The organism is Methyloceanibacter caenitepidi (genome assembly GCF_000828475.1).
Classification (GTDB): domain Bacteria; phylum Pseudomonadota; class Alphaproteobacteria; order Rhizobiales; family Methyloligellaceae; genus Methyloceanibacter; species Methyloceanibacter caenitepidi.
Window position 1 is genome coordinate 2507903 of record NZ_AP014648.1, and the last position, 26262, is coordinate 2534164.

The 26262-nt window shown below is 63.6% G+C and carries 25 protein-coding genes and 1 tRNA gene; 9 read left to right on the forward strand and 17 right to left on the reverse strand.

Translation table 11 applies throughout. The features are described 5' to 3' along the window. The first annotated feature begins 5 nt into the window (after positions 1–5). Entirely contained in the window at positions 6–602 is a 597-nt protein-coding gene (locus GL4_RS11850) for a pyridoxamine 5'-phosphate oxidase family protein (protein WP_244462611.1), read from the forward strand. A 56-nt stretch (positions 603–658) separates the two neighbouring features. Continuing rightward, complete coding sequence (locus GL4_RS11855; protein ID WP_045367814.1) at positions 659–1051, forward strand: TerB family tellurite resistance protein; 393 nt, start codon at positions 659–661, stop codon at positions 1049–1051. On the opposite strand, the gene GL4_RS11860 is transcribed toward GL4_RS11855, so the two are convergent. The 3 genes from GL4_RS11860 to GL4_RS11870 all read right to left on the reverse strand — a co-directional run bounded on the left by GL4_RS11860 (position 1048) and on the right by GL4_RS11870 (position 3640). Then, positions 1048–1728 (reverse strand): MIP/aquaporin family protein, encoded by a 681-nt coding sequence (locus GL4_RS11860; protein ID WP_045367817.1) that lies wholly within the window; start codon positions 1726–1728, stop codon positions 1048–1050. The genes GL4_RS11855 and GL4_RS11860 overlap by 4 nt on opposite strands. A gap of 20 nt (positions 1729–1748) precedes the next feature. Further along, positions 1749–2801 (reverse strand): methyltransferase domain-containing protein, encoded by a 1053-nt coding sequence (locus GL4_RS11865; protein ID WP_045367820.1) that lies wholly within the window; start codon positions 2799–2801, stop codon positions 1749–1751. 107 nt (positions 2802–2908) lie between these two features. Continuing rightward, positions 2909–3640, reverse strand: a complete 732-nt coding sequence (locus GL4_RS11870) for an RlmE family RNA methyltransferase (RefSeq protein ID WP_045367822.1) — start codon at positions 3638–3640, stop codon at positions 2909–2911. A 154-nt stretch (positions 3641–3794) separates the two neighbouring features. Here GL4_RS11870 and GL4_RS11875 point away from each other — a divergent pair, with 154 nt between their 5' ends. Continuing rightward, positions 3795–5222, forward strand: a complete 1428-nt coding sequence (locus GL4_RS11875; protein WP_045367825.1) for a DHA2 family efflux MFS transporter permease subunit — start codon at positions 3795–3797, stop codon at positions 5220–5222. On the opposite strand, the gene GL4_RS11880 is transcribed toward GL4_RS11875, so the two are convergent. The 3 genes from GL4_RS11880 to GL4_RS16820 form a co-directional block, all read right to left on the reverse strand. Further along, complete coding sequence (locus GL4_RS11880; RefSeq protein ID WP_244462612.1) at positions 5219–6562, reverse strand: Ppx/GppA phosphatase family protein; 1344 nt, start codon at positions 6560–6562, stop codon at positions 5219–5221. The genes GL4_RS11875 and GL4_RS11880 overlap by 4 nt on opposite strands. 153 nt (positions 6563–6715) lie before the next feature. Further along, positions 6716–7564, reverse strand: a complete 849-nt coding sequence (locus GL4_RS11885; RefSeq protein WP_172653346.1) for a leucyl/phenylalanyl-tRNA--protein transferase — start codon at positions 7562–7564, stop codon at positions 6716–6718. Between the two features lie 139 nt (positions 7565–7703). Beyond that, on the reverse strand, positions 7704–8318 hold the full coding sequence (locus tag GL4_RS16820) for a hypothetical protein (RefSeq protein WP_052464441.1): 615 nt from the start codon (positions 8316–8318) through the stop codon (positions 7704–7706). Between the two features lie 221 nt (positions 8319–8539). Here GL4_RS16820 and GL4_RS11895 point away from each other — a divergent pair. From GL4_RS11895 to GL4_RS11910, 3 genes are all read left to right on the forward strand, one after another. Further along, positions 8540–8613, forward strand: a tRNA-Gln gene (locus GL4_RS11895). Positions 8614–8856: 243 nt separating this feature from the next. Beyond that, complete coding sequence (locus tag GL4_RS11905) at positions 8857–10341, forward strand: SulP family inorganic anion transporter (RefSeq protein ID WP_045367833.1); 1485 nt, start codon at positions 8857–8859, stop codon at positions 10339–10341. Positions 10342–10350: 9 nt separating this feature from the next. Beyond that, positions 10351–11208, forward strand: a complete 858-nt coding sequence (locus GL4_RS11910; protein ID WP_045367836.1) for a universal stress protein — start codon at positions 10351–10353, stop codon at positions 11206–11208. A gap of 11 nt (positions 11209–11219) precedes the next feature. Here the strand turns inward: GL4_RS11910 and GL4_RS11915 are convergent, their stop codons facing one another. Continuing rightward, a complete protein-coding gene (locus tag GL4_RS11915) occupies positions 11220–12455 on the reverse strand; it encodes an OprD family outer membrane porin (protein WP_172653347.1) in 1236 nt (411 codons plus the stop codon). 398 nt (positions 12456–12853) lie between these two features. Between GL4_RS11915 and GL4_RS11920 the strand changes: the two genes are divergently transcribed. Together GL4_RS11920 and GL4_RS11925 are read left to right on the forward strand one after the other, a co-directional pair. After that, positions 12854–13828, forward strand: coding sequence for a CFI-box-CTERM domain-containing protein (locus GL4_RS11920; protein WP_045367842.1), 975 nt, complete (start codon positions 12854–12856; stop codon positions 13826–13828). A gap of 277 nt (positions 13829–14105) precedes the next feature. Next, positions 14106–14624 carry a hypothetical protein gene (locus GL4_RS11925; protein WP_156137556.1) on the forward strand — a complete coding sequence of 173 codons (519 nt, stop codon included), beginning with the start codon at positions 14106–14108 and terminating at the stop codon, positions 14622–14624. A gap of 59 nt (positions 14625–14683) precedes the next feature. Here GL4_RS11925 and cysN read toward each other — a convergent pair whose 3' ends face one another. From cysN to GL4_RS11955, 6 genes are all read right to left on the reverse strand, one after another. Then, positions 14684–16603, reverse strand: coding sequence for a sulfate adenylyltransferase subunit CysN (gene cysN, locus GL4_RS11930; protein ID WP_045367848.1), 1920 nt, complete (start codon positions 16601–16603; stop codon positions 14684–14686). Then, a complete protein-coding gene (cysD, locus tag GL4_RS11935; RefSeq protein WP_045367850.1) occupies positions 16603–17511 on the reverse strand; it encodes a sulfate adenylyltransferase subunit CysD in 909 nt (302 codons plus the stop codon). The genes cysN and cysD overlap by 1 nt, the downstream gene beginning before the upstream one ends. After that, on the reverse strand, positions 17508–18392 hold the full coding sequence (gene pssA / locus GL4_RS11940) for a CDP-diacylglycerol--serine O-phosphatidyltransferase (protein ID WP_082025637.1): 885 nt from the start codon (positions 18390–18392) through the stop codon (positions 17508–17510). Before pssA ends, cysD begins: the two co-directional genes overlap by 4 nt. Positions 18393–18398: 6 nt before the next feature. Next, positions 18399–19103, reverse strand: coding sequence for a phosphatidylserine decarboxylase (locus tag GL4_RS11945; protein ID WP_045367853.1), 705 nt, complete (start codon positions 19101–19103; stop codon positions 18399–18401). A 20-nt stretch (positions 19104–19123) separates the two neighbouring features. Further along, complete coding sequence (locus tag GL4_RS11950) at positions 19124–21103, reverse strand: ABCB family ABC transporter ATP-binding protein/permease (protein WP_082025638.1); 1980 nt, start codon at positions 21101–21103, stop codon at positions 19124–19126. Positions 21104–21314: 211 nt separating this feature from the next. Beyond that, the gene (locus GL4_RS11955; protein WP_156137558.1) at positions 21315–21773 is read right to left on the reverse strand and encodes a hypothetical protein; all 459 of its coding nucleotides are present in this window, start codon (positions 21771–21773) and stop codon (positions 21315–21317) included. Positions 21774–22007: 234 nt separating this feature from the next. On the opposite strand from GL4_RS11955, the gene GL4_RS11960 reads away from it, so the two are divergent. Then, positions 22008–22622, forward strand: coding sequence for an LOG family protein (locus GL4_RS11960; protein WP_045370046.1), 615 nt, complete (start codon positions 22008–22010; stop codon positions 22620–22622). Here GL4_RS11960 and cimA read toward each other — a convergent pair. Genes cimA through cysS form a run of 4 tightly spaced genes read right to left on the reverse strand, consistent with a single transcriptional unit; the run spans position 22619 to position 26246 of the window. Then, positions 22619–24220, reverse strand: a complete 1602-nt coding sequence (gene cimA / locus GL4_RS11965; RefSeq protein ID WP_045367859.1) for a citramalate synthase — start codon at positions 24218–24220, stop codon at positions 22619–22621. The two genes, GL4_RS11960 and cimA, sit on opposite strands and share 4 nt — an antisense overlap. A 3-nt stretch (positions 24221–24223) precedes the next feature. Then, entirely contained in the window at positions 24224–24346 is a 123-nt protein-coding gene (locus GL4_RS18115; protein WP_280136137.1) for a hypothetical protein, read from the reverse strand. Beyond that, entirely contained in the window at positions 24343–24849 is a 507-nt protein-coding gene (locus GL4_RS11970) for a GNAT family N-acetyltransferase (RefSeq protein WP_045367862.1), read from the reverse strand. The genes GL4_RS18115 and GL4_RS11970 overlap by 4 nt, the downstream gene beginning before the upstream one ends. Continuing rightward, positions 24846–26246, reverse strand: coding sequence for a cysteine--tRNA ligase (gene cysS, locus GL4_RS11975; RefSeq protein ID WP_045367864.1), 1401 nt, complete (start codon positions 26244–26246; stop codon positions 24846–24848). Before cysS ends, GL4_RS11970 begins: the two co-directional genes overlap by 4 nt. Between the last annotated feature and the right edge of the window lie 16 nt (positions 26247–26262).

The window sequence follows — 26262 nt, forward strand, 5'->3', positions numbered from 1 at the left end:
ACTGGATGGACATAACCTTCACACCCTCGGTCAAGGCGGCGCAGACCCGCCGCGGGTCGCGCGACGGCTATGCCCGGATGGAAGCGAAGGGCACGACGCGAACGTTCGTCGACGAGGGCCTAGCAGAGTTCATTGCGAACACTCGCTCCTTCTACCTGGCGACGGCCAGCGGCGACGGCCAGCCCTATATTCAGCACCGGGGCGGCCCGCCGGGCTTCCTCCGCGTCATCGACGAGAACACGCTGGCCTTCGCCGACTTCTCGGGCAACCGGCAATACATCTCGACCGGCAATTTGGACGAGAACGCAAAGGCGATGATCTTCATCATGGATTACCGCATGCGCCGACGCGTGAAGATCTGGGGCACGGCCAAGGTCGTGGAGAACGACGACACGCTGATCGAGCAGCTGATGCCCGACAACTACGTGGCGCGGCCCGAAGCGGCCATGGTCTTCACCGTGAACTCCTGGGACACGAACTGTCCGCAGCACATTCCCCTCATGGTGTTCGCCGAGGACGTCGAACCGCTTGCCGAGCGCGTCGCCGCGCTGGAAGCGGAGAACGCGCGGCTGCGCAAACAAGTGGCCGTCAACCGGCCTTAGAATTGCAAAAATCGAGAGGCACGCTTCGCGCCAGGGTAGGTTCGGAGCGGTTCACAATGACGACGGCGATGGAGGCGGACTGGATCCTCAGGACCATGGCCGCGATGGCGGCGGCCGACAAGCGGCTCGATGCCCGCGAGGTCGACCTCATCCAACGCGTGTTTCAAGAGCTGACCGGACGGCCCGTCGACGTCGGCGGCGTCGTGTCTGCTGTTCAAGTCTATGCCCGACGAGATGTGGCCCAAGACCTGTCGCTTGTGGCCGGCAGCTTCTCATTGGAAGCAAAGACAGCCATCCTGCACGGGGCCTATCGGACGCTCGCCGTCAACGGTCATGTTACCGAGGACGAGCGCGACACACTCGACAGGCTCGCAGGCGCGCTTCGTCTCACGGAAACAGAATTCGAAACGATCCTGGCGGAGGTCGATACACCGAACGCACAGACCTAGCGGTCGTTAGTCACCGATCCGGGTCTGAGCAGCCAGCCCAACAAGAGCACGGCCGTGGCGGCGCCAATAAACTGCGCCACAAGAAATGCCGGGACGTTGACCGGCGCGATCCCCGAAAACGTGTCGCTGATGGCGCGGGCTATCGTCACGGCCGGATTGGCAAAAGAGGTCGAGGACGTGAACCAATAGGCGCTCGTAATGTAGAGGCCGACCGCAGCCGGGATCGCACTCACGTTGAAGCGGACGCACCCCAAGATCGTCGCCACGAGACCGAAGGTGGCGACGAACTCGCCGAGCCACTGCCCAAACCCCGTCCTTGCATGCTGACTGATCTGGATCGCGTCCTGGCCGAACATCAGGTGAGCCGCAACCGCGCCCAAGCAGCCTCCCACGATTTGAACCGCCATGTAGGGAAGCACTTGATCGCGTGGGAGCGAGCCGCGCAAGAGCATGGCAAGACTCACCGCAGGATTGAAATGCGCGCCCGAGACGTCGATGAAAATGGTGATGATGACGAACAGGACCGCGCCCGTCGCGATCGTGTTGCAGAGAAGCGCCAGCGCCACGTTCCCGCCGGCGAGCGTCTCCGCCATGATGCCGGACCCGACCACCGCCATCACGAGAAAGAAGGTGCCCAGCGCCTCGGCCGCGAGCCGCCGCGTGAAATCGAATGTCATAGTTCCCCCGGTGCGCCGCGTTAGCAGCAGCTGACTGATCCGTTCCCCGCTTTGTCCGCTTCGTCGAATGGCGACGGCGTTCCGCAGCCCGGGAAAATACCGAAATGCTTGGAAAAGTCACCGACGAAGTCGAAATAGGGAGCAAAGCGGGTGTCGGCCAGCATGCGCCAGACATTGCCGCACACGGGAAAGATCCGGTCCTTCTCGATCAGGTGATGGTCGTCGAGGATGAACGTCTCCGGCTGTTCGAAAACGCCGCCTCGGTAGATGACCGCCTGCCCGTAGTCCTCGCAGGCCGGTTCCAGGTCGTCGAGCTTGAAGAGCCGGTAGGTCGCTGAGAAGAAGCGCGCATTGCCGAGCTTCGCGCGCATCTCAGGATTGTCGATCTCGATGGGGCGGCTGCTGACGAGGCGCGGATCGAGAAAACCCGCCTGCTTCGCCATCGGTAGGAAGTCGTTCCAGTAGAGCGCCCCGCCGAGACACTCGCCGTAGAGTAGCGGGTCGGAACGCAGCTCGTCCGGCAGCCGCCGGTCGCAATAGACATCCGCAAAGTAGAGCTCGCCGCCCTGCTTCAGGAGATTGTACGCGCCGCGCAGCACCGCCGGCTTGTCCATGCACAGATTGATGACGCAGTTGGACACGATGACATCGAACGAGCCTGGCGAGAGATCGAGCGCATCGAGATTTTCAAGATAGCCCTCCAGAAACCGCACATTGGATTTGGCATAGCCGAACTTCTTCGCGTGCCAGTCTCGATGAGCGTCAGCCGTCGCCAGCTGTTCGGCGGTCATGTCCACGCCGGTGACAGAGCCGCCCTCGCCGACGAGCTGCGAGAGAATATAGACGTCCCGTCCCGTTCCGGAGCCAAGATCGAGCACGTTGCAGTTCTTGAGTGACGTGGGGATACACAGGCCGCATCCGTAGTAGCGGGAGACGACCTCGTCGTGAACATTGGCGATCAGCTCGGTGAGGTGGCGCGGCATCTCCGCCGCGTCACAACAGGCACTGGTTTGAAGATCCCCCGAACCCTTCAGAACCTTGCCGTAATACTCCTTGACCACCTCGATATTCATCGCACCGCTCCGGAATCGCCCGCCAGCCCCAATGCCGTCGGTTCGTGGGGCACCCTATCAAATGTCGGGCGCGTGCAGCAGCACACAGGACAGCACAGTCGCGTGAACTAGAGCTGGGGGGCATCCTCGCCACCCGGTCCACGATAGCCCATGCCCAGCACGTAGACCTCCGAGGAGTCCTGCCGGCTGGCCTTCGGCTTCACGTGGGCGACCTTGGCGAAGTTCTGGCGCAGCCGGGTCAGCAGGTCGCCGCTCGCCCCGCCCTGCAGCACCTTGGCGAGATAAGCGCCACCCGGCTTCAGCACATCCTCAGCGATGTCGAGCGCGGCCTCCGCCAACGCGACGACACGCAGATGATCCGTCTGCCGGTGGCCCGTCGATGACGCAGCCATATCCGACATCACCACGTCGACGCGCGCGCCACCCAGCGTATCGCGGATCGTGTCGCCCGCGCCTGCGTCCGTGACGTCCAGTTGCAGGAAGTCCGCGCCCGGCACCGGCTCGATCTCGTTGATATCCGCGGCGACGACCCGGCCCGGCCCTGAGTCCGCCTTCACGCGGGCGACCGCCACCTGGCTCCACCCGCCGGGCGCCGCGCCGAGGTCGACCACGACCCCGCCCGGCTTGAGCAGATGGTGTTTGTCGTCCATTTCGAGGAGCTTGAAAGCGGCCCGGCTGCGATAGCCCTGACGCTTGGCCTCTTCCACATACGGGTCGTTCAACTGCCGCTGCAGCCAGCGCGTCGAGGCGAGCTTCCGCCCTTTCGCGGTCTTGACGCGCACGGTCAGGTCGCGCCGCCCTGCACCGCCTCTTGGTCCGCTTTTCCCGCCTCTCGCCATGCCGCCTGCTTTTATTACCGCCTGCTACTACCGCCGCCCGTTTCTATGGCCGCTTGCCCGTTACGAGCATCCTGCCGGCCCTATCGCCGCACGCTCTTGACCGATTAGGCAGGGGAGCGCATGTCGTGGCCACCACTCTTGTAACACCTGCCTCATGCCCCGCTACTTCATTACCTTGATCGTCGCGGTCGCACTGTTCATGGAAACCATGGACTCGACCATCATCGCCACGTCGCTGCCCGCGATCGCGGCCGATCTCGGCGAAGATCCGATTGCGCTGAAGCTGGCGCTCACATCCTATCTGCTGTCGCTTGCTGTCTTTATACCAGTCAGCGGCTGGATGGCCGACCGGTTTGGCGCCCGAACGATTTTTCGCGCGGCCATAGTCGTCTTCACGGTGGGATCGGCGGCCTGCGGCTTCGCCACGTCGCTGCTGGACTTCATTCTCTTCCGCATTCTGCAAGGCATGGGCGGTGCCATGATGGTGCCGGTCGGACGGCTGGTGATTCTGCGCTCGGTCCCGAAATCGGAACTGATATCGGCGCTCGCCTGGCTCACCGTGCCCGCGCTCATGGGACCGGTGATCGGCCCACCGCTCGGCGGGTTCATCACCACCGTGTTCTCATGGCGCTGGATCTTCTGGATCAACATTCCAGTCGGGCTGCTCGGCGTTTATCTCGCCACGCGCTTCATCGAAAACTTTCGTGAAGAAGCGGTCCCGCCGCTCGACGTCAAGGGCTTCTTCCTGTCCGGCATAGGCCTCGCCGGACTTGCCTTCGGCTTCACCATTATCGGTCAGCCCCTGTTTCCGCCCTGGGTCGTGCTTGCCCTGCTCACGGTCGGCGCCGTTTCTTGCGTGCTCTATGTGCGCCACGCGCTGAATATTCCGGCGCCGCTGCTCGACTTGCGTCTGCTCAAGATCCCAACATTTTTCGCGAACATTGCCGGCGGTTTCTTGTTCCGGATCGGCGTCGGCGCCACGCCGTTCCTGTTGCCGCTGTACTTCCAGCTCGGCTTCGGCATGACCCCCTTGCAGTCGGGGTTGCTCACGTTCGCGATCGCCGTCGGCGCCGTCGCCATGAAGACAACGGCGGCGCCCATCCTGCGCCGGTTCGGATACAGACCCATTCTCGTGTGGAACGCCCTCGTGGCGGCGTTCTTCATCATGGCGTACGCACTCTTCACGGCGGCGACGCCGCATGCGGTGATCCTCGCCACCCTGCTCGTCGGAGGTTTTTTCCGCTCTCTGGAATTCACCGCGATCAACACGATTGCATACGCGGATATCGACGAGCACGAGATGAGCAAGGCGACGAGTTTCGCCAGCGTGTCGCAGCAACTTTCCATGTCCGCCGGTGTCGCGGTCGGCGCGCTCGTGCTCGAATTCCAACGTGCGGGCCGGGACAGCCACGAGGTCCTGGCCAGCGATTTCACGTTGGCTTTCCTGATCGTCGGCGCGATCTGCGCGAGCTCCGCACTCGTCTTCATGCGCTTGCCCAAAGACGCGGGCGCAAGCCTCTCGCGCAAGGCGCACCAACTCGGCGAACCGGACAAACAGGCCGAGTTGGTGCCGGAAGACTAGTTGTTCCGTGTTGGGGCTTTGCTGTTGGCAAGCTTTGCCCGCCGTCGCCCCTTCCGGCGGCGCCGGCGAGGCGTCTTGCGGTCATGCCCATCCTCGGCCATGAGCGTCGTGAGAATGCCTTCGCGCAATCCCCTGTCGGCCACGCGCAACCGCTGACAGGGCCAGGTGCGAAGCAAGGCTTCGAGAATCGCACAGCCGGCCAAGACAAGATCGGCCCGCTCGTGACCGATACAGGGCTGCGCGATGCGCTCCGCATAGCTCATGGCGATCAGATCGCCCGACACCCGCCGGACATCGGTGGCCTTGAGCCAGCATCCATCAACGCGCGACCGGTCGTAGCGGGGCAGCCCGAGGTGGATGCCGGAGATCGTGGTCACCGTGCCGGACGTGCCGAGGAAATGCGCACGATCGTGCGCGACCCGTTCCCCGAACCGGTACTGGGACTCGAACCCGGCCAGCGCGCTCGCCACGTCTTCCACCATGGCTTCGTAGCTTTCGGCCGTCACATCGTGGCCGCCATGGCGCTCGGCGAGGTTCACGACGCCGAGCGGCAATGAGGTCCAGGCCGCTATCGCGTCTTGGATGGCCGCGCGGCTCTGTACCGATTGCTTCCAATCTTGTCCAAGCTTGCGGAGATCGAGCCAGATGAGCTCCGAACTGCCGCCGCCGATATCGAACACGAGGGCCCAGTCGCATGCGCTGTCAAGTAGGGACGCACATCCCGACACGGCGAGCTTCGCCTCCGTCTCGCGCCCGACGATCTCCAGCGCGAGCCCCGTCTCGTTCTCGACACGGTCGATGAAGGAGGCCCCGTTGGTGGCGATCCGGCAGGCTTCGGTGGCGATCAGCCGCGAGCGTGTGACGCCACGGCGGCGCATCTTGTCTGCACAGATGCGCAAGGCGGCGATGGTGCGTTTTTGCGCGCTCTCCGCGAGTTCGCCCGTGGCCTGAACGCCCTCACCCAAACGGATGATCCGCGAGAACGCATCGACCACCACGAAACCCCGCCGCGACGGCTTCGCGACGAGCAACCGGCAGTTATTCGTTCCGAGATCGAGAGCGCCGTAAACGGTCTGGCAGAGACGTGCGGCGCCGCGCGCGTTGCGCACGCCACCACCCACATCGCTGGCTGCCCCGGCAGGGCTTGCCACTGGACCGCCCGCAGGCGCGGGCGTCCCTGGCGCCGCGGCGCTGACAGCACCGCTCTCGCCGGCATCGCTCCGTATGGCAGCGGCGCAAGGCAGCGCGCCGGCGTCAGGCGAAGCATCGGGATTTCGCGCCAGATCCTCGCGGCGCGGATTCCCGGCAGCCGTGCGGGCAATTCCGCTCGGCCCAGTCACAATTTCAACCTCTCGAGCCTGCCGGAGGGCGCTTCCTCGCCCGTTCCCGGCGGCCACAGTATTGGTCCTATGAGACCAATCTACCAATCTGTTCAGGCAGGTAAAGCCCGCAGCCGGAGTTGGCGGAAACGCGGGCACTTCGGCAGTGTGTGGCTACTTCTGGGAAGACTCGACGACGGTTTTGGAATCGGCCTCCACATGCCAGCGGCCCGGATGAATGGGCTGATCCCACCGCTCCGGCAACTTCGCGAGATAGTCTTCGCGGGGAATGTCCCTGAAACCGGCGCGCTCCGTCGCGGACGTGAGCCACTTGTTGTCCATGAGGACGAATCCCCACTTCGCCAGATGCCAGGCCAGCACCGCGAAGCCGATCTTGGAGGCATTCGATTCCCGGAAGAACTGAGACTCGATCACGAAGACGCGGCCCACGGCCACGCCGTAGCCGCCGCCCGCAAGTTCGCCATCACTGTTCCAAACCTCGAAGGAATGCACATGACCTTCGTCGAACAGCTTGGCATAGGCCGCCATGATACGCGGCGTGATCCAAGTAAGACTGAGCCAGCCGCGACGGGGCTCGGCGCAGGCTGCAATCACACCCTCGAAATCAGTATCGAAAGTGATCCGGTACCGGTTCTTCCGCATGATGCCGCGCAACCTGCTGGAAATATGAAAGTCGCGCGGCCGCACCACGGCCCGCTCCGCCGGGCACATCCATTTCGGCGGCGGCAGGTGCCCATGGGGAAAGAGCCCACGGGCGTAGGCCTCCATCAGCACGTCGGGCGAGAGATCTGTCGCGAGCCCGACGATCTCTGCGTCGTCAGAGAGCGTATCTGTCGCCGGCAAGTTTCGGCTCGGCTGAAACGGGTGATTGAGACTGACGCGGGCAATCGGCACAAGGTTGGCGATCCGCTTCGGCCGCAAAACCCACACGATGCCGAGCACCCAGCGGCGGAGTGCCGCCGTGGGCGTCTCCCGGAACAGCGCGGCACGGCGCGATGCCACGGACGGCTCCACTGAACGCGTCGATCGTTCGTTCAAGTCCATATCCCTCGAGGCCGTCTCAAACGGTTTCGCTCAAACGACCTTAGCAGGGCGTCGCGTCCCAACCTGTCAGTCTGCAGATCAGGCTTAATCTTGGATGCTAGCCCGCCTGCCGCCTGGCCTGACGCCGGCGGTCCCAGAGCTTTTCGCTCAGCGCAGCATGGACGCGCTGCGCCGCCGGTATGTCATCGAGTTCCCGGGTGAATGCGGCATATTCCACGCGCGCTTCTTCCGGACCGCCACCGTGGACGAGCGTGTTGCGAAACTCGAGGAGCCGGCGCCAGCCGCGGGAGTCGCCGCCACGCTCGGGCGCTGGCACGCCCGCTACCAGCAAATGCCGCATGACCGTCTGCGCCGCCCCCTCCTCGCCTTGACCGTCCTTGACCAGGAGGTCGATCACGGCCGCCGATCTGGCAAGCAGGGCATTGCTCGGCGGGGCCTTTCGGCGCCGGTCGCGCTGACGCTCGGCAAGCCTACCCTCGGACGGCGCCGGTGCCGGCGCTGCCGCGGTCGGGGATGCCGCGATGAGCGTTTCGAGGTCCGCCAGCGGCTTGAGATCGTCGGCCGGCACGCCGTCCGCCGCCAGTTCCGCCATCACGGCCTGCAGGCATTTCAGCCCCAGCACGGCCTTGTCGGTGGCGCTGTCGGCATAGACCTGCCGTAGCGCCCGAAGCGCCGCGGAGATACGATTTGCCGATGGTGAGACCTCATTCATGGCCGGGAGGATAGAGTGAGTTTCTGGACAATGTGTTACTGGAACCCCTGTCGGGTCCTCGGGCGTGCACCATCCCAGAACCGGGCAAAAACCCGGTCGATGAGGACTTTGCCGCACAGACGGGCTTGCCAAGCGCCCTCCCCAGCGACTAGAAGAAACGCCCAATTCCGTGCTTCGGATCGCGATCCGGCCCCAAAACGGGCCGGCACCGCCAAGCTTGGTGGGAGATCGTCTAATGGTAGGACAGCGGACTCTGACTCCGTCAATCTAGGTTCGAATCCTAGTCTCCCAGCCACTTCTTCACTCTTCAGCAGCTTTCCAGCCGTTCCACCGCTTTAACCGTGGTTTGACGTGGCGGGTTGCCCCTGCGCGCATTCGCGCGTTGGCCCCCGCGGTCATGTCCGGTATCCAGCACCTGCGTCGCCGTGCCCTGGCGCTTGTCGGGGTCTTTCGCCGACCGCCAATCTTCCTGACCATCGTCTAGCTGCCGCATGCCCCGTCCGAATGGCCGAAGCGACGGCCTTATCTCGGGGTGAGCATGAACGCACTTTACGCCTATCGCGACCAATGGACCGGCAACGTCCGCGGCGACATTCTCGCCGGGCTCGTCGTGGCGCTGGCGCTAATCCCCGAGGCCATCGCCTTCTCGATCATCGCGGGCGTCGACCCGAAAGTCGGCCTTTACGCGTCATTCTCCATCGCCGTCATCGTCGCGATCACGGGCGGCCGGCCGGCCATGATCTCCGCCGCGACGGCGGCGACGGCCGTGGTGATGGTCACGCTGGTGAAGGAGCACGGGCTGCAATATCTGCTGGCCGCGACTGTGCTGGCGGGCATCATTCAGATCGGCGCCGGCTTCGCCAAGCTCGGTCATCTCATGCGCTTCGTCTCGCGGTCGGTGATCACCGGGTTCGTCAACGCGCTGGCGATCCTGATCTTTCTCGCGCAGCTTCCCGAACTCACGAACGTGACCTGGGTGACCTATGCCATGGTCGCGGCAGGGCTCGCGATCATCTACCTGTTCCCCATGCTCACCACAGCGATCCCCTCGCCGCTTGTGACGATCATTGTACTGTCAGCCGTCTCCATGGCGCTGGATCTCGACGTGCGCACGGTTTCCGACATGGGAGCCTTGCCTGACACGCTGCCCGTGTTTCTGATCCCCGACATTCCGCTCACGCTGGAAACCCTGCAGATCATCCTGCCCTACTCGCTTGCCATAGCCGCGGTCGGCCTGCTCGAGAGCCTGATGACCCAGACCATCATCGATGATCTGACCGACACGCCCAGCGACCGCAATCAGGAATGTATCGGCCAGGGCATCGCCAACACCTGCACCGGCTTCATCGGCGGCATGGCGGGCTGCGCTATGATCGGACAGTCGATGATCAACGTGAAGTCCGGCGGCCGGGGACGGCTTTCGACCTTCACCGCTGGCGCGATGCTCCTGTTCCTCATCGTCGTGCTCGGCGACATCGTCGGGCAGATCCCGATGCCGGCCCTGGTCGCCATCATGATCATGGTCTCGATCGGCACCTTCTCATGGTCGTCGATCAAGAACTTACGCGAACATCCCCGCTCGTCGTCGATCGTGATGCTCGCGACCGTGGTGGCGACCGTCTACACGCACAATCTCGCCATTGGCGTCCTGACGGGCGTATTGCTGTCCGGCATTTTCTTCGCGGGCAAGATCGCCCAGCTCTTCCGCGTCACGTCGGAAATCTCGCCCGACGGCAGAGAGCGGACCTATGTTATCGAAGGACAGCTGTTCTTCGCCTCGGCGGAGGAGTTCATGGCCGCATTCGATTTCAAGGAGGCGCTGGAGCGCGTCATCATCGACGTGAGCCGCGCTCATATCTGGGACGTCTCGTCCGTCGCGGCACTCGACATGGCGGTGTTGAAGTTTCGCCGCGAAGGCGCCGAGGTGGAAATCGTCGGTATGAACAAAGCCTCCGAGACGATCGTCGACAGCCTGGCGGTGCACGACAAGCCGGGCGCGATGGACAGGCTGATGGAGCATTAGGGGGAGTTCATGTCCGCAATCCTGATGACGCTGGTCGACGGATCGGCCTATTCCGAGAGCCTGTGCCGCTATGCGGCCTGGATCGCGTCGCGCACGGGCGCGCAGGTGCAGCTCTACCATGTGCTCGACCCGCGCCATGCGCTCGGCAAGCGCGATCTCTCTGGCTCCATCGCGCTCGGCGCCCGTACGGACCTTCTGGAAAAGCTCAGCGCGCTCGACGAACAGCACGGCAAGCTGGCCCAGGCGCAAGGCCGAGCCATCCTCGACGACGCCAAGGCGCTGATCGAGGCGCAAGGAGTCACCGACGTCGTCACGCGCCTGCGCTATGACGACATCGTCGCAACCGTCACGGCCAAGGAAAGAGACGCCGACATGATTTTGATCGGCAAGCGCGGCGAGGCCGCAGGCCTGGACAATCCGCACCTTGGCTCCAACTTCGAGCGGATCGTCCGCGCCTGCGACAAGCCGGTCTTTGTGGCCAACAGATCGTTTCGCGCGGTGAGCCGTATCCTGATTGCCTATGACGGCGGTGCGTCATCGATGAAGGCGGTGGAGTATGTCGCCCGCGACCCGCTCTTTACGGGGCTCGACGTCGTCGTCGCGACTGTCGGCGGAGAGAGCAGCGACGCGCGGCACACCGATCTCGACGAGGCCGGCGCCACGCTGACCGCCTACGGTCACAAGGCTGAGACGCGCGTTCTGCAGGGTCAACCCAGCACGGCGCTGGGCGAATTCGTCGAACGCGACGGAATCGATCTCCTGGTGATGGGCGCCTACGGCCACTCGCGCATCCGGACCCTGGTGATCGGCTCAACCACCACCGAAATGATCCGAACCTGCAAAGTGCCGGTCGTGCTGATGCGCTGAGTGGTGAAGCCCTACAGCAGCGGCACCGTATAGTTCACGATGGTACGGAACTGGGTGAGATCGTCGCTCGGTAAAGCGTCATCGAAGACCGTCCAGTCGATATATTCGACCTCGACGCGCAGGCCCTGTAGGGCCCCACGCGGCGGCTCGTAGACGAAGCGCAGATCGAGTTCCTGCTGGTTGGAAAAGTCGCCATTGGTAACAGGATTCTCGATCCCCCACCCCTTGCCGAAGGCGGCCTTGAATTTGACGCCCTCCAAGCCGAGCCGCGCGAAATCATAGGACAAGGACAGGAGATAGGCGTCGACGCCAGCCTGCCGGAAATTGGTTACCAGCATCGCGGTGTAGGAGGGACTGTAGCCAAAGGGCTTCTGAACATCCGCTTCGTTTCCCACCGTTGACACCGCGCCTTCGAAGACCACGCCCCGGTAGCTTGCGACGAAACGCGCCGAGGCCTCATAGGTCTCGTAAGGCGCCCCGGCGATCATGGAGGCGCCTACCGTGCGCTGATCCAGGATGTTCGCGCCGACGCGCAATTGCGGCCCGCGCCCACCGTTGCCCTCGCCGAACGGCAAGAGATAGTCGATCTCCCCATAGGCCGTGTTGAGCGTATCCTCGATCCAATAGTTGGAGCCGCCGATGTTGAAACCATTCTTGTGATAGCTCGCACCGGTGATGAGCATTCCCTCGTCCTGCGGGACGCCAAGGCCTTCGCTGAACGAGATGAAGCTCGCCTTGTTCCGCGGCTTGTAGTCGGTGAGATAGGAGACGATGTAGTCGACGGTCTGATCCGGGCCCTGGTCGTCCGGCACCCACACGATGCCTTCGAAGGTAATCGGGATCATCCGCGAGTCGTAAGGATTGACGTAAGGCGTGCGCACGAGCTGGCGGCCGACGGTCACCTGCTGGCCGGCAAACCGGATGCGGCCGTTGAGTTGACCCAACGTCGTGATCTGATCCCCATCCCAACTCAGATTGAGTGACTGCCCCGCATCCGCATTCGCGTATAGCGGCTGCGTTGTGTAAAGGACGCTTCGCAGCTGGAAGACGTCGGCGAGGTAGCCGGACTCGAAGGAGATCGACCCGCCCGTCGTGAAGGCCTCCGGTGTGTCGTACCCGAAGTCGTCCTCGTCGAACCAATAGGTCCGGCTGTCGAGCTGCAGAGAGCTGTCGCGGATAAACGTCGGCAGGTCGGGCCACCGTGTCTGCCGCGCCGCTTCGAGACTCAAGGCTCGGGTGTCAACCATCGGCGCAGGCCCCCGCAAATCGTCCCTCGGGTGCAGAGGCACCGTGAAGCCCTCGCGAATGGGGCTCAGGGCCTCGCCTGCAGTTGACGGGATGGGATAGTCGAGTGCCTCTTGCGCCAGGGCGAGCAGCGGCGCCGCGCAAACCAAAACAGCCGATACGACGAAGGCAAGACATCGGATTGCCCGCCCTGGCCCATGCCGCCTCACTGGATTGCCCTCTTTTTGATTCCCCGTCGACCGCCAGGAGTTTACCGCACCCCGCCCGATTCCGGCCCCGATATCACCATCCGGGAAGATCATCCTGGAGAGATGGACTCGCCGTCCGCCTCCCGTTAAGTCCCTGGCTTTGCTAGGATCGCCTTCTCAAGACTCACCAACCGCTCCCAAAAGACAACCTGATGTTGACACACACCCGCCGCCGCGCGCTCGGCCTTCTCCTGGGCACACTCGCCGGCTCCCGCTTGCTTGCACTGCCGCTGCCCGCCGGAGCGCAAGACAAACAGCTGGAAGACGACTCCGATTCCGAACCGGACTGTTTCGATACCAAGACCTTCGGCGGCTGGACGGCGCAGGCGAGCGATGTCAGCGCCGGCGCCATTCAGAATGAGATCGCGGCGGTCGATCCCAAGGCCTGCGGTATTCTGCTGAGCGCCGAGTTCAATTCGGAATTCGTTGGACGCATTTTTCTCGAAGGCAGCGCCAAGGGAACGGCGCTACCGGAAACGCTGCTCCTGGACCCCGACAGCCGGCTTAAGGCCTCGGCGCCCGGCAGCGACGTGCTCGTGGATACGCCGCTATGCGGCAACTGCACCGACATCTATGACAATACGGTCGGCATTGTTCTGCCGCTTGCAACGGCGCCCTTGCTTCGCGACGCCGATCGCATGGACATCGTGCTGCACCTTGCGCGACGCGACGCGGACTGCCACTTCCAGCTCGATTGTAAGGTCTTGCGCCAGGCCCTCGACTGGGCTGCCGCACGGCGCGACGCGTTGGCGACCGAGCGCGACAACAAGCAATGCGCCTCGGCGGAGAATTGTTTCATCACCACGGCCTGCTGCGAGGCTCTGGGACTGGCCGATGATTGTTTCGAGCTCAGGACGCTCCGCCGCTATCGCGACGATGTCCTTGCCGCCCGCGCCGACGGGCCCGCGGAGATCGCACGCTATTATGACCTCGCGCCGCGCCTCCTGAATCGGCTTCGCACGAGCGCGCACGATCCGGACGAGACTCTACGCCGCCTCTATGCCCGCTATGTGCTCCCGGCCGCGCTCGCGGCAAGGTTTGGCCTCGACCGGCTGGCCTACGCGCTCTACCGGCAGATGCTGGCGGCGCTGTGTGGCCGTCATCGCGGGTCGCCCGGAAGGGCCTAGCGACGCGCATCCGAGGGCCGCTCTACAAAATTGCGCCACCCGGCCCGTTGCCGGGAACCGAACTTCCCTTTCGCGCATTGGATCTCAAGAAGCGCCGCCAAACGGCAACGCCGAGGCGGCTTCCTCACGGGCTGTCAGCGGGCCCCGGCGCGGCACCATGAGAGGTCTTGGCTGCCGCGCATTGGCCGCCCTGATGGTCTGGGGAACGGGGGCGTGAGGCACGTACGGACCGGCTTTCGGGAACGGGCACGGCGCGCCAACTGAGGGAACTTCTTCGATGCCTGAATTCAGCCTGCCATTGCCGACGGGACCGTCTCGCAGCCCCGTCACGCATCCTGTCCACCGTGCGACGGCGTTGCTCCAGAAAGCGCTTCACGAGTCCCGGCGCGCCACGTTCACCCAGGAGTTCGGCGAGATTCGCGGCATCCACCGCCTGTCCTCGCCGCCCGCGGCCGAAGTGTTCGTGGACGCCGATACGACCGCCGATTTTGTCTCCCCGCCGGCCAATCTCGATTTCGTCGAGGCCTATCTCGGCCGACAGTCGGGCGTGCCGCAGCAGGACATCCTCGAAAGCCCGCGGGACGACGACCACGATGACGGCGAGACAGCGGTCCCCGGTCAACATCGCGGCATGCAGGCCCGACCGAGCCAAGCGGCCGACCCTCAGCTTCGGGGGCTGATCCGCGATTTCAAGGAGCGGCAGCGCAAAGCCGGACTGATCGTCGCAGGCTCGGTCGTCTCGGCCGCGACGCTGACGGTCTTGACGATCGCGCTCGTGTTTGCGTTGGCGGCGTAACACCGGACACCGCCGTGCCTGCCTACGGCCGGCACGGCATCCGTCCGATGCGGTTCAGGCTAGACGACGTCCCGGCGCCTGAGCTCCTCCAGAACTCGCTCGGCCAAAACCTCCGGCGTCAATTCGCTGGTGTTCAGATCGAGTTCCGGCGACTCGGGCCGCTCGTAGCTCGAGTCGATACCGGTGAAATTCTTGATCAGGCCGGCGCGTGCCTTGCGGTAGAGCCCCTTCGGATCGCGGGCCTCGCAGACCTCGAGCGGCGTATCGACATAGATCTCGATGAACTCGCCCTCCCCCACCAGATCGCGCGCCATACGGCGCTCCGAACGGAACGGCGAGATGAACGACACCATTACGATGAGACCGGCATCGACGAAGAGCCGCGCCGCTTCCGCCACGCGCCGGATGTTCTCCACCCGGTCCGCATCCGTGAAGCCGAGATCCTTGTTGAGCCCATGCCGAATGTTGTCGCCGTCGAGCATGTAGGTGTGACGGCCGAGCGCGTGCAGCCGCTTCTCGAGCGCGTTGGCGATGGTCGACTTGCCGGAGCCGGAGAGCCCGGTGAACCACAGCACGCAGGGCTTTTGTCCCTTGAGACCAGCGCGGGATGATTTGTCGACGGACAGTTCCTGCCACTTGACGTTCGTGGCGCGGCGAAGACCGAACTCGACCATGCCGGCCGCGACCGTCGCGTTGGTGAAGCGATCGATCAAAATGAAGCTGCCGGTCTCGGGGTTGTCCCCGTAGGGATCGAACACGAGCGGCTTGGTCATGCTGAGATTGCACAGCCCCACCTCGTTCATCTCCAAGGTCTTGCCGGCGACGTGATCCAAATTGTCGACATTGAGCTTGTACTTGAGCGACGACACCGTGGCCGTGGCGCTCTGGGTGCCGCACCGGATCGTGTAGTTGCGCCCCGGCAGCATGGCTTCTTCGTCGAACCAAATGATCTTGGACGCGAGCTGATCGGCGACGGAGGGCTCGGAGTCGGGCGTCGTGATCACGTCGCCCCGGCTTGCGTCGACCTCCTCCGCGAAGGTCAGCGTCACCGCGTCCCCTTCCTGTGCGACATCCAGATCGCCATCCGCCGTCACGATCCGCGCGACATGCACGCGCTTTCCGGACGGATGAATGACCACCTCGTCACCCGGCGCGATGCGGCCACCGGCCACGGTGCCAGAGACCCCGCGGAAATCCAGATGCGGCCGGTTCACCCACTGCACCGGGAAGCGGAACGGATCCTTGTCCCGGCTGCGGCTGACCTCCACAGTCTCCAAATGTCCGAGCAGCGTCGGGCCGTGATACCAGTGCATGTGAGCGCTGGGCGCCGTGACGTTGTCGCCCTTCAAGGCCGAGACCGGGATCGCCTCGATAGACTCGAAGCCCAATGGTTCGGCGAATGCCGTGAAGTCGTCCACGATCGCCTGAAACCGCTCCTGATCGAAGTCGATCAAATCCATCTTGTTGACGGCCAGCGCGACCTTCTTGATGCCCAGCAGAGACAGGATGCAGGCATGCCGCCGCGTCTGAGTCAGCACGCCTTGACGCGCATCGATCAAAAGCACGCCGAAGTCGCAGTTGGACGCGCCGGTCGCCATGTTCCGCGTGTACTGCACATGCCCGGGCGTATCGGCCACGATGAACTTCCGCCGGGGCGTCGCGAAATAGCGATACGCGACGTCGATGGTGATGCCCTGCTCGCGCTCGGCCTGGAGACCGTCGACAAGGAGAGACAGATCGATCTCCGCACCCATGGTCGAATTGGGCCGCTTCGATTCTTTTTGAACGTTCTTCAGCTGATCTTCGAAGACAAGCTGGGAGTCGTAAAGAAGACGGCCGATCAGCGTGCTCTTGCCGTCGTCCACGCTGCCGCATGTCAGAAACCGCAGGAGGCCGCGATCTTCCTCGGCGACGAGACGGGCAGCGAGCCGGTCGCTTGCACTGTCGTTCGTATCGCCAACAACACTGAGACGTGCCATCAGAAGTAGCCCTCCTGCTTTTTCTTCTCCATCGACCCGACCTGATCGTGATCGATGACGCGTCCCTGCCGTTCCGAATGGCGCGAGGCGACGAGTTCCTCGATGATCTCGGGCAATGTGGTCGCCTCGGACTCGATGGCGCCGGTGAGCGGATAGCAGCCCAGCGTGCGGAAGCGCACTTTGCGCATCTGCGGCGTCTCGCCCTCCTCGAGCGGCAGCCGGTCGTCGTCCACCATGATCAACGTGCCGTCGCGCTCGACTACCGGGCGTTCCTTCGCGAAATACAGCGGCACCACCGGAATGTCTTCCAGGTAGATGTAGGTCCACACGTCGAGCTCGGTCCAATTGGACAAGGGGAATACGCGCATGCTTTCGCCGGGATTCACCTTGGTGTTGGCCAGGTGCCAAAGCTCCGGACGCTGACGTTTGGGGTCCCAGTTGTGCGAGGCGTTCCGGAAGGAATAGATGCGTTCCTTCGCGCGCGACTTCTCTTCGTCGCGGCGCGCACCGCCGAAAGCCGCATCGAAGCCGTATTTGGCGAACGCCTGCTTCAAGGCTTCCGTCTTCATGATATCCGTATGCAGAGCGCTTCCGTGGGTGATCGGCGAGATTCCGTTGCGCACGCCCTCCTCGTTGATGTGGACCATCAGGTCCACTCCGAGGCGCTTCGCTTCCGCATCCCGGAAAGCGATCATCTCCTTGAACTTCCACGTCGTATCGACATGGAGCAGCGGAAAGGGCGGCTTGCCGGGATAGAAGGCCTTCATCGCCAGGTGCAACAGCACCGCCGAGTCCTTGCCGATGGAATACAGCATCACCGGATTGCGAAACTCCGCGGCAACCTCGCGCATGATGTAGATGCTTTCCGCCTCGAGTTGGCGGAGATAGGACGAAAGAACCTGCTTCATAGATCCGTACTCATACGTGGCGTCTCAGGCTCCTCGTCCGAGCCAGTGTCTCGTTCCGTGCCCGCACCGTTCTGTGCCTTGGAAAAAGCTTCCGCTTTCCTTTTTGCGAGCAGGTAGCGGTACGCGCTGACGGGCAGCAACGCAAGATAGACCAAGGAGCCCACAAACAGGGTCTGGGCGGGATAGGTCAAGAGCAAGGCAACAAAAAGAGCCGCCAGAACAAAAAGGGGCGGCACATATTCGCGGTGAATCCGTTGTCCCACCATCTTGATGGAGAACGTCGGCACGTTCGACACCATCAGCAGCGCCACGGCGATGGTGTAGAGAAGCACCAGGGGCGTCAGGCTGGGCCAATGAAGCCCGAGATCCTGGGCGTAGATCGGCAGCAGGACGATGATGGCGCCGGCCGGGGCAGGCACGCCCACGAAGAACGACTTCTTCCAGACAGGCTGATCGGTCTGGCTGAGCGATACGTTGAAACGAGCCAGTCGCAAGGCCGAACAGACCGCGAAGATCAGCACGGCGACCCAGCCTAGGCTGCGCAGGTCCTCCAAGGACCAAACGAAGAGAATGATCGCCGGCGCCACGCCGAAATTGACGAAGTCCGCGAGGCTGTCCAGTTCCGCGCCAAAGCGCGTCGAGGCTTTCAGCAGGCGCGCCACGTGTCCGTCGATCCCGTCTAGAAAGGCCGCGAAGACGAGCGCCGCCACCGCCATGTCCCAGCGATGCTCGATGCCCATGCGGATCGCGGTCAGCCCCGCGCACAGGCCGACCAGCGTGAAGATGTTGGGTATGAGAACACGGATGGGAACCTCGCCGCGTACCAGCAACCGCTGTCGCAGCTTTCGGTCGTCCCGATCCGGATCGAAAGGAGGAAACATCGGCCTTTACGCCCTTCCCTTGACCTCGCCCGGCAAGACGGCAAGCACCGTCTCGGCGGCGATGGCCGTTTGACCGACCTCGCCCAGGACATCGCTGTCCTGGGGCAGATACAGATCCACACGGCTTCCGAAGCGGATCAAGCCGATCCGCTGTCCGGCCTCCAGACTATCACCATCGCCCACAAAGGGGACGATACGGCGTGCCACAAGCCCGGCAATGAGGACGACGCCGATCTTTGTGCCGGACTTGGTCTCGATCACGAAAGCCTGGCGCTCGTTCTCCTCGCTCGCCTTGTCGAGTTCGGCATTGAAGAAGGCCCCATGCACGTACGTGCTGTGGATGATCTTGCCGCCGACCGGCGCGCGGATGATGTGCACATCGAACACGGACAAGAACACGGAGACGCGCGTCAGCTCTGCCGTCCCCAGCGCCAGCTCCCGCGGAGCCATGACATCTTCGACCACGCCCGACACTTTGCCGTCCGCTGCGCTCACCACGAGCCCCGGACGGTCCGGTGTCACACGCTCCGGGTCGCGGAAAAAGTACGCGCAGAACACGGTTAGCAGCGCGCAGAGCCAGCCGAGTGTCGGCGCGAATAAGAAGAAGACCAACGTCGCGATCGCACCAATCGCCACGAACTTGTAGCCATCTGGATGGATGGGCACGAAGGCGTTCGCAATTGTATCAAGCAGGTTGTGCCGGTCGTCCATAACCCCTCCCGTTCCCGTGGCTAGCTCGACGCCAGCATCTCGTCCTCTTCAAGCCGATCGCCGTCAACAGGCTCTTCCGGCGAACCCGCGCCGCTCCGCCCTTCGTGCTGTTCTTCGGCATCTTCGGCCTCGCGTGCATGAGCCAGAATTTCGCGGGCTTCGTCCGCTTCGCGCTGGCGGGCCCACAGGCTCGCATACAGGCCATCCTTTGCGAGAAGATCTGCGTGACGTCCCTGCTCCACGATGCGCCCCTGCTCGAGCACGATGATGTTGTCCGCATGGATCACGGTCGACAGCCGGTGCGCGATGACAAGGCTCGTGCGGTCGCGCGCTACCTGCTCGAGCGCATCCTGGATTTCTTTTTCCGTATGGCTATCGAGCGCGGACGTCGCCTCGTCCAGCATCAGAATGGGCGGCGCCTTCAATATCGTCCGGGCGATCGCCACGCGCTGTTTCTCGCCGCCGGAAAGTTTCAGCCCGCGCTCGCCGACAAGAGAGTCATAGCCTTGGGGCAGCGCCAGAATGAATCCGTCGATCTGCGCCAGCCGCGCGGCCTCGTGAACCTCGGCCTCGGTCGCATCGGGACGCCCGTAGCGGATGTTGTACTCGATCGTATCGTTGAACAGCACCGTGTCCTGCGGAACCATACCGATCGCCGCGCGCAGCGAGCGTTGGGTCACGTCCTGGATGTTCTGTCCGTCGATGGTAACCGCGCCCTGGTTCACCTCGTAGAATCGGAACAGGATGCGCGAGATGGTCGACTTGCCCGCGCCCGACGGCCCCACAATGGCGACCATCTTTCCCGGAGGCACCTCGAAGGAAATGTCCTTCAGGATCGGCCGGCCCGGCTCGTAGGCGAAGGAGACGTTCTTGAAGGCGATTGCACCGTTGTCGACGCGCAGCGGCTGCGCGTCCGGATGGTCCACGATCTCGGCGGGCTCCTTCAGAAGCGCGAACATGGTCTCCATGTCCACCAGCCCCTGCTTGATCTCGCGATAGACCATGCCCATGAAATTCAGCGGCATGAAGAGTTGGATCAGAATGGCGTTGATCATCACGAAGTCGCCGACGGTCAGGATGCCCTGGGAGACGTCGCGCGCGGCGAGCAGCATGCACACGACCATGCCAGTGCTGAAGATGATGGCCTGTCCGGAGTTCAGAAACCCGAGCGTCGTGTAGGTGCGCACGGCAGCCTTCTCGTAGCGCGCCATGGACGCATCGAAGCGCCGAGCCTCGAGATCCTCGTTGCCGAAATATTTGACCGTCTCGAAATTGAGTAGGCTGTCGACGGCCTTGGAGTTGGCCTCAGTATCGCTCTCGTTCATGTCCCGGCGGATGGCGAGCCGCTTTTCCGTGGCGAAGAAGGTGAACCACACATAGGCCACGACCATCACGAACAGCACCGCGACATACACCCAACCGAAATACCAGGCCACGAGGCCTGCGATCATCACAAGTTCCACCGCAGTCGGGATCATGTTCAGGATCGCCATCCGCAAGATCGTGTCGACGCCGTTCACACCGCGCTCGATCACGCGGTTCAGCCCGCCCGTGCGCCGCTCCAGGTGGAACTTGAGGGACAGGCTGTGCAGATGGCGGAAGGTCCGGTTCGCGAGCTGGCGGACCGCGTTCTGGGTCACGACCGTGAAGATGACGTCGCGGAGCTGGGCGAACAGCACCATGAGTACGCGCCCGACGCCGTAGGCCACGATCAGCATCACGGGGACGATCGCGATACCGAGGACGCTCGTGCCCGCCGCGGCGCCCGCGCCCTGCTCGGCCCCGGTGAGGTAGTCGACCGCGTTTTTGTAGGCGATCGGGACCGCCAGCGTGACCACCTTGGCCAGCACAAGCGCGACGAACGCCAGGACCACGCGCGCTTGCAGATCGCGCCGCCCCTGCTGCCAGACATAGGGCAGCAGCTCCTGCAAGACGGACGCCTGGCTGGCCCGGCCCGATAGCAGGGTGTCGCTGGTCGATTGCGGCAGTCGATCTCTCATAAAAACGGCTTTACTTTCAACAGGCTATCGCGCCGCGCGCTCGCTTACCGGTCCGATGCTCAAGGCGCGAGGCCGCGGCCCATAAGCGGGCGGGATCGGTCGCGCATCGGAAAAGGGGCAGCCTTCACGGCCGCCCCCTCCATGCCTATCGATATAGCCCGCGTGCGCCCCAGCGCCAAGCCCGCTGACCGCAAGCCCGCCGGGATACCCGTTACTCAGGACGGGGCGGTGGCGCGGCCAAATCCTCCGGACTTGGCGGGGAGAGCTTCAGCCGGAACATCGCGGTTGCGGCCGGCATTTGGGTTTTCTCGTCGAACTGCTGGACGCGCACCAAATGCACGTTGTCGTCCAGCTGAATCTGATCCTCGATGGTCCACGTGCTCTCGCCTTCGGGCACCTTGACCAATGCGAACGGCCTGCCGTCCACGAAGATATGCAAATCCAGACCTGGAATGGCCTTGCCCGACATCTTCAACGTCCCGGGGCCATCCTCCGCGCGTTTGTAGTCGACGACATCCACCTTGATCGGCGCCTTGTGAGAGGCCGACGATGCGGACCCGACCACGTCGGCGTCCGGCGCGGCGTCCTCCGCGAAGGCCCCGGTGCCCTGGAAGAGACACATCGTGGCGGCCATCGCGGCCACACCTGCGAGTATTCTGAACGCATTCATCTTACTTGTTTCCTCGTTCGCTCAACCGTTTCGGTCTGTTGTTGCGGCGGCGCTGTCGCGGTGATCGCGCCACAAGCCGCCCTGCGGGGCTGAACCCTATCCAATCGTTCATGCCACTGCCATACCGATCGGCAAGAAGCATATGCCATTCGGATTCTTGACGATTCACCCGAGCCGATGCCAGATGCCGGCAAACATCGAACCGCCGGAGAGCGGCATGCCGCAGGAGCTTTCATGACGCGAGATCGCAGCAAAGTTGAGACCGTCTGCGTGTATTGCGGGTCCGGCGCGGGACACAATCCGGCCTTCACGGACGCAGCCCGCGCGCTCGGAGAAGCGCTTGCGGAAGCCGGGACCAACCTCGTTTATGGCGGCGGAGACTTGGGGCTGATGGGCATTGTGGCCCGCTCGGTCATCGACAGCGGTGGCCATGTCACCGGCATCATGCCCGAATTTCTTCACGACCGCGAACGCATGCTCGTCGACGTGCACGAACTGGTCATCGTCGACACCATGCACGAGCGCAAACATCTCATGTACGAGAAGTCCGACGCTTTCGTTGCACTGCCCGGCGGCATCGGCACGCTCGAGGAATTCGTCGAGCAGCTAACCTGGTCCCAGCTCGGACAACACAAGAAGCCGATCGTGCTCGTGAACATTCACGGCTTCTGGGATCCGCTGCTGGAACTGTTCGACCGGATGATGGAGCACAACTTCATCCGCTCCGGCTTCGAGCTTAAGATGTGCGTGGCGGACAGCGCCGAAGACGTGCTGCCCGTCATCCACCGCCTGCTCGCCGAGCTGGAAGAGGAACCGAAGCCAAAATACCGCGTGGTTGAGAAGCTCTAGGAAGGCGCCGGCGCGCCGTCACGGATCAGCTTATAGTTGATCGAGTCGAGCAGCGCCTCGAACGACGCATCGACGATATTCGGGGAAACGCCGACCGTGAACCAGCGGCGCCCCTCACCGTCGCGGCTCTCGACCAGAACGCGCGTCACCGCGTCCGTGCCGCCTGTCAGGATACGGACCTTGTAGTCCACGAGCTTAAGATCGTCGATGTAACTCTGATACGGACCGAGATCCTTCCGAAGCGCATTGTCGAGAGCGTTGATGGGACCGTTGCCCTCGCCGACCGACATCACCGAGTCGCCGTCGATACGCGCCTTCACCGTGGCTTCAGAGATCGTCACGAGCTCGCCGAGTGCATTGTGGCGGCGCTCGACCATGACCCGGAACGAGTCGATATCGAAGAACTGGGGCACGGTCTCCAGCATGCGCCGCGCCAGGAGCTCGAACGACGCTTCCGCCGCTTCGTAGGCGTACCCGACCGCCTCGCGTTCCTTCACCAACTCCACAAGACGGCCAACCCGCGGATCGTCCTTGGACACGGTTAGGCCGATGCTCTCGAGCTCCGCCAGAATATTCGACCTGCCGCCCTGGTTGGACACCAGAAGCTTGCGCACATTGCCGACGCTCTCCGGCGGCACATGCTCATATGTGCGCGGGTCCTTCTTCACGGCCGAGACGTGAATGCCGCCTTTGTGCGCGAACGCCGCCTCGCCCACATAGGGCGCGTGCCGGTCGGGGGCCTGGTTCAGCATCTCGTCCAGGATGCGCGAGGCGTGGGTCAGCGTGGTGAGCTTCTCCGGCGTGATCTTCGTTTCGAAGCGATCCGCATAGCCGCTCTTGAGCAGCAGCGTGGGAATGATCGAAGTCAGGTTCGCGTTGCCGCAACGCTCGCCGATACCGTTCAGCGTGCCCTGAATCTGCCGTGCGCCGGCCCGCACCGCCGCCAGCGAATTGGCAACGCCATTGTCGGTGTCGTTGTGAACGTGAATGCCGACGTGGTCGCCCGGGATATGCGCAACAACCTCCGCCACGATCGCCTCGACCTCTTCCGGCAACGTGCCGCCATTGGTGTCGCAGAGCACGACCCACCGCGCGCCCGCGTCATAGGCGGTCTTCGCGCACGCAAGCGCGTAATCGGGATTGGCCTTGTAGCCGTCGAAGAAATGCTCGCAGTCGAGCAGCGCTTCGCGGCCCGAGGCGACGACCGTCTCGACGGACTCCTTGATGCCCGCGAGATTCTCCTCGAGCGTGATTCCGAGCGCGACGTCCACGTGGAAGTCCCACGTCTTGCCCACGAGACAGATCGCATCCGCCTCGGCCGCAAGAAGCGCCTGGAAGCCGGGATCGTTGGAGATCGACCGGCCTGGCCGCTTCGTCATGCCGAAAGCCGTGACCTTGGCGCCGACCTTGCGGTCCTCGGAAAAGAGTTCCGTATCGATAGGGTTCGCGCCCGGATAACCAGCCTCGACATAGTCGAGACCCAGCTTGTCGAGCTGCTCGGCGATCAGCAGCTTGTCGTCGAGGGAGAAATCGACGCCGTGGGTCTGGGCGCCGTCCCGCAAGGTCGTGTCGTATAGGGAGAGAGTTTCGCGCGCCATGACCTACACCACACCGAAGACGAAGCGCAGGGCGAGCAGCACCGCCAACACCAGCACCGCCAGCTTGATCGCCAGATAAATGCCCTTCGAACCCTTGAACGGGGTGTCTTTCAGGAAGTTGCTCATTGCACTGTCTCCGGCCCCGGCAGGGTCTTCTTCATCGTCGTATTGGACAGCCACTCGTCGCCGCGCCGGACGCTGTTGCGCTGCTGAGCGGCATAGCCGCGCTTGTTGAAGAAATCGAACGCACTGTCGCTGGCGTCCACACTCAACGATTTGGCGCCGCGGCCCGCCGCGATTTTCTCGAGCGCATCGGCCAGCAACGTGCCGACGCCACGCTCCACCGCGGCGGGATGCACATAAAGGAACCCGACCTTGCTGTCCGTCTCGAGCGAGCCGAAGCCCACCGGCGAGCCGCCCATGGTCGCGACGATCGTCGTATGGTCGGCAAGAGTCTTGGCGAAGGCCTCCTCGTTATTCGCGTCCGCGATCCAGGCTTCCTGCTGCTCGACCTCGTATTCGTCCTGAGTCAGCTCCATGATGCTCGCGCGGAAGATCTCGGCGAGCAGCGGCGCTTCGCCGGGCAACATGGGGCGCAACGCGAGTTGCGGATTGGCTTCGGCACTCATCGCGCGACCTCCCAGGTTGTCTCCAACTCACCCGTCTCCGGATTCTTCGCGTCTTTCAGAACAATACCCATGGCCTGCAGCTCGTCGCGAATGCGGTCCGCTTCGGCAAAGTCTTTCGCTTTGCGGGCTTCGAGCCGGCCGGCGATCAACTGGTCCACGGCAGCGCTGTCCACCTGGTCACTGCCGTCCAGGGTCTTACGCTCGATATTGGCACGCTGTCCGGAGAAGCCCAGGAAACCGAGCGCGGCTCGAAGCGCGGCATACTCCTTGGCGCCATGAAGCTTGTGCAGTTCGGCGATGACCTTCGGCGTGTTCAAATCGTCCAACAGCGCATCGACGATCGCCTGCGGAACTTCGGACGCCGGCTCGTGGGCTTCCAGCTCGCCGTACCAATCCCACAGCGTCTTGTGGGACTCGTCGAGACTGACAAACGTCCAGTCGAGTGGCTGGCGATAGTGGGTGCGGAACATGTTGAACCGGAGCGCCTCGCCCGGCCAGGCATAGCCCTGCCACCCGGTCAGCAGCTCATGCACGGTGACGAAGTTGCCGAGGCTCTTCGACATCTTCTCACCTTCCACCTGCAGGAAGCCGTTGTGCATCCAGACCTGCGCCATGACGTCGGTGCCGTGGGCGCAACGCGACTGGGCGATCTCGTTCTCGTGGTGCGGGAAGACGAGGTCGATGCCGCCGCCATGGATGTCGAACACCTCGCCGAGATGGGCGGCGGACATGGCCGAGCACTCGATGTGCCAGCCCGGGCGCCCCGGCGTCTCGATATCTCCCGGCGACGGCCAGGACGGCTCGCCGGGCTTTGACGGCTTCCACAGCACGAAATCCATCGGGTCCTTCTTGAAAGGCGCGACCTCGACCCGCGCGCCCGCCATCATCTCGTCCACGGAACGGCCGGAGAGCTTCCCGTAGTCCGCCATCGACGAAACGCTGAACAGCACGTGGCCCTCGGCCACATAGGCGCTGCCCTTGGCAATCAGGCGATCGATCATGGCGCGCATCTGCTCGATATGCTCGGTGGCGCGCGGCTCGACCGTGGGGTCGAGCGCTCCGAGGGCGTGCATGTCCTCGTGGAACTGCGCCTCGGTCTGCTCGGTGACCTTGCGGATCGCTTCGTTCAGCGGCAGGTCCGGATAGTCGCGGGCCGCGCGCGCGTTGATCTTGTCGTCCACGTCCGTGATGTTGCGGACGTAGGTCACGTGATCGGGGCCGTAGAGGTGCCGCAGCAGGCGAAACAGCAAGTCGAACACGATGACGGGCCGCGCGTTGCCGATATGCGCGTAGTCGTAGACGGTCGGCCCGCAGACATAGAGGCGCACATTGCCCGGATCGAGAGGCGTGAAGACCTCCTTGCTGCGGGTGAGCGTATTGTAGATCGTAAGCGACACTGACTAAGCCCTTCGG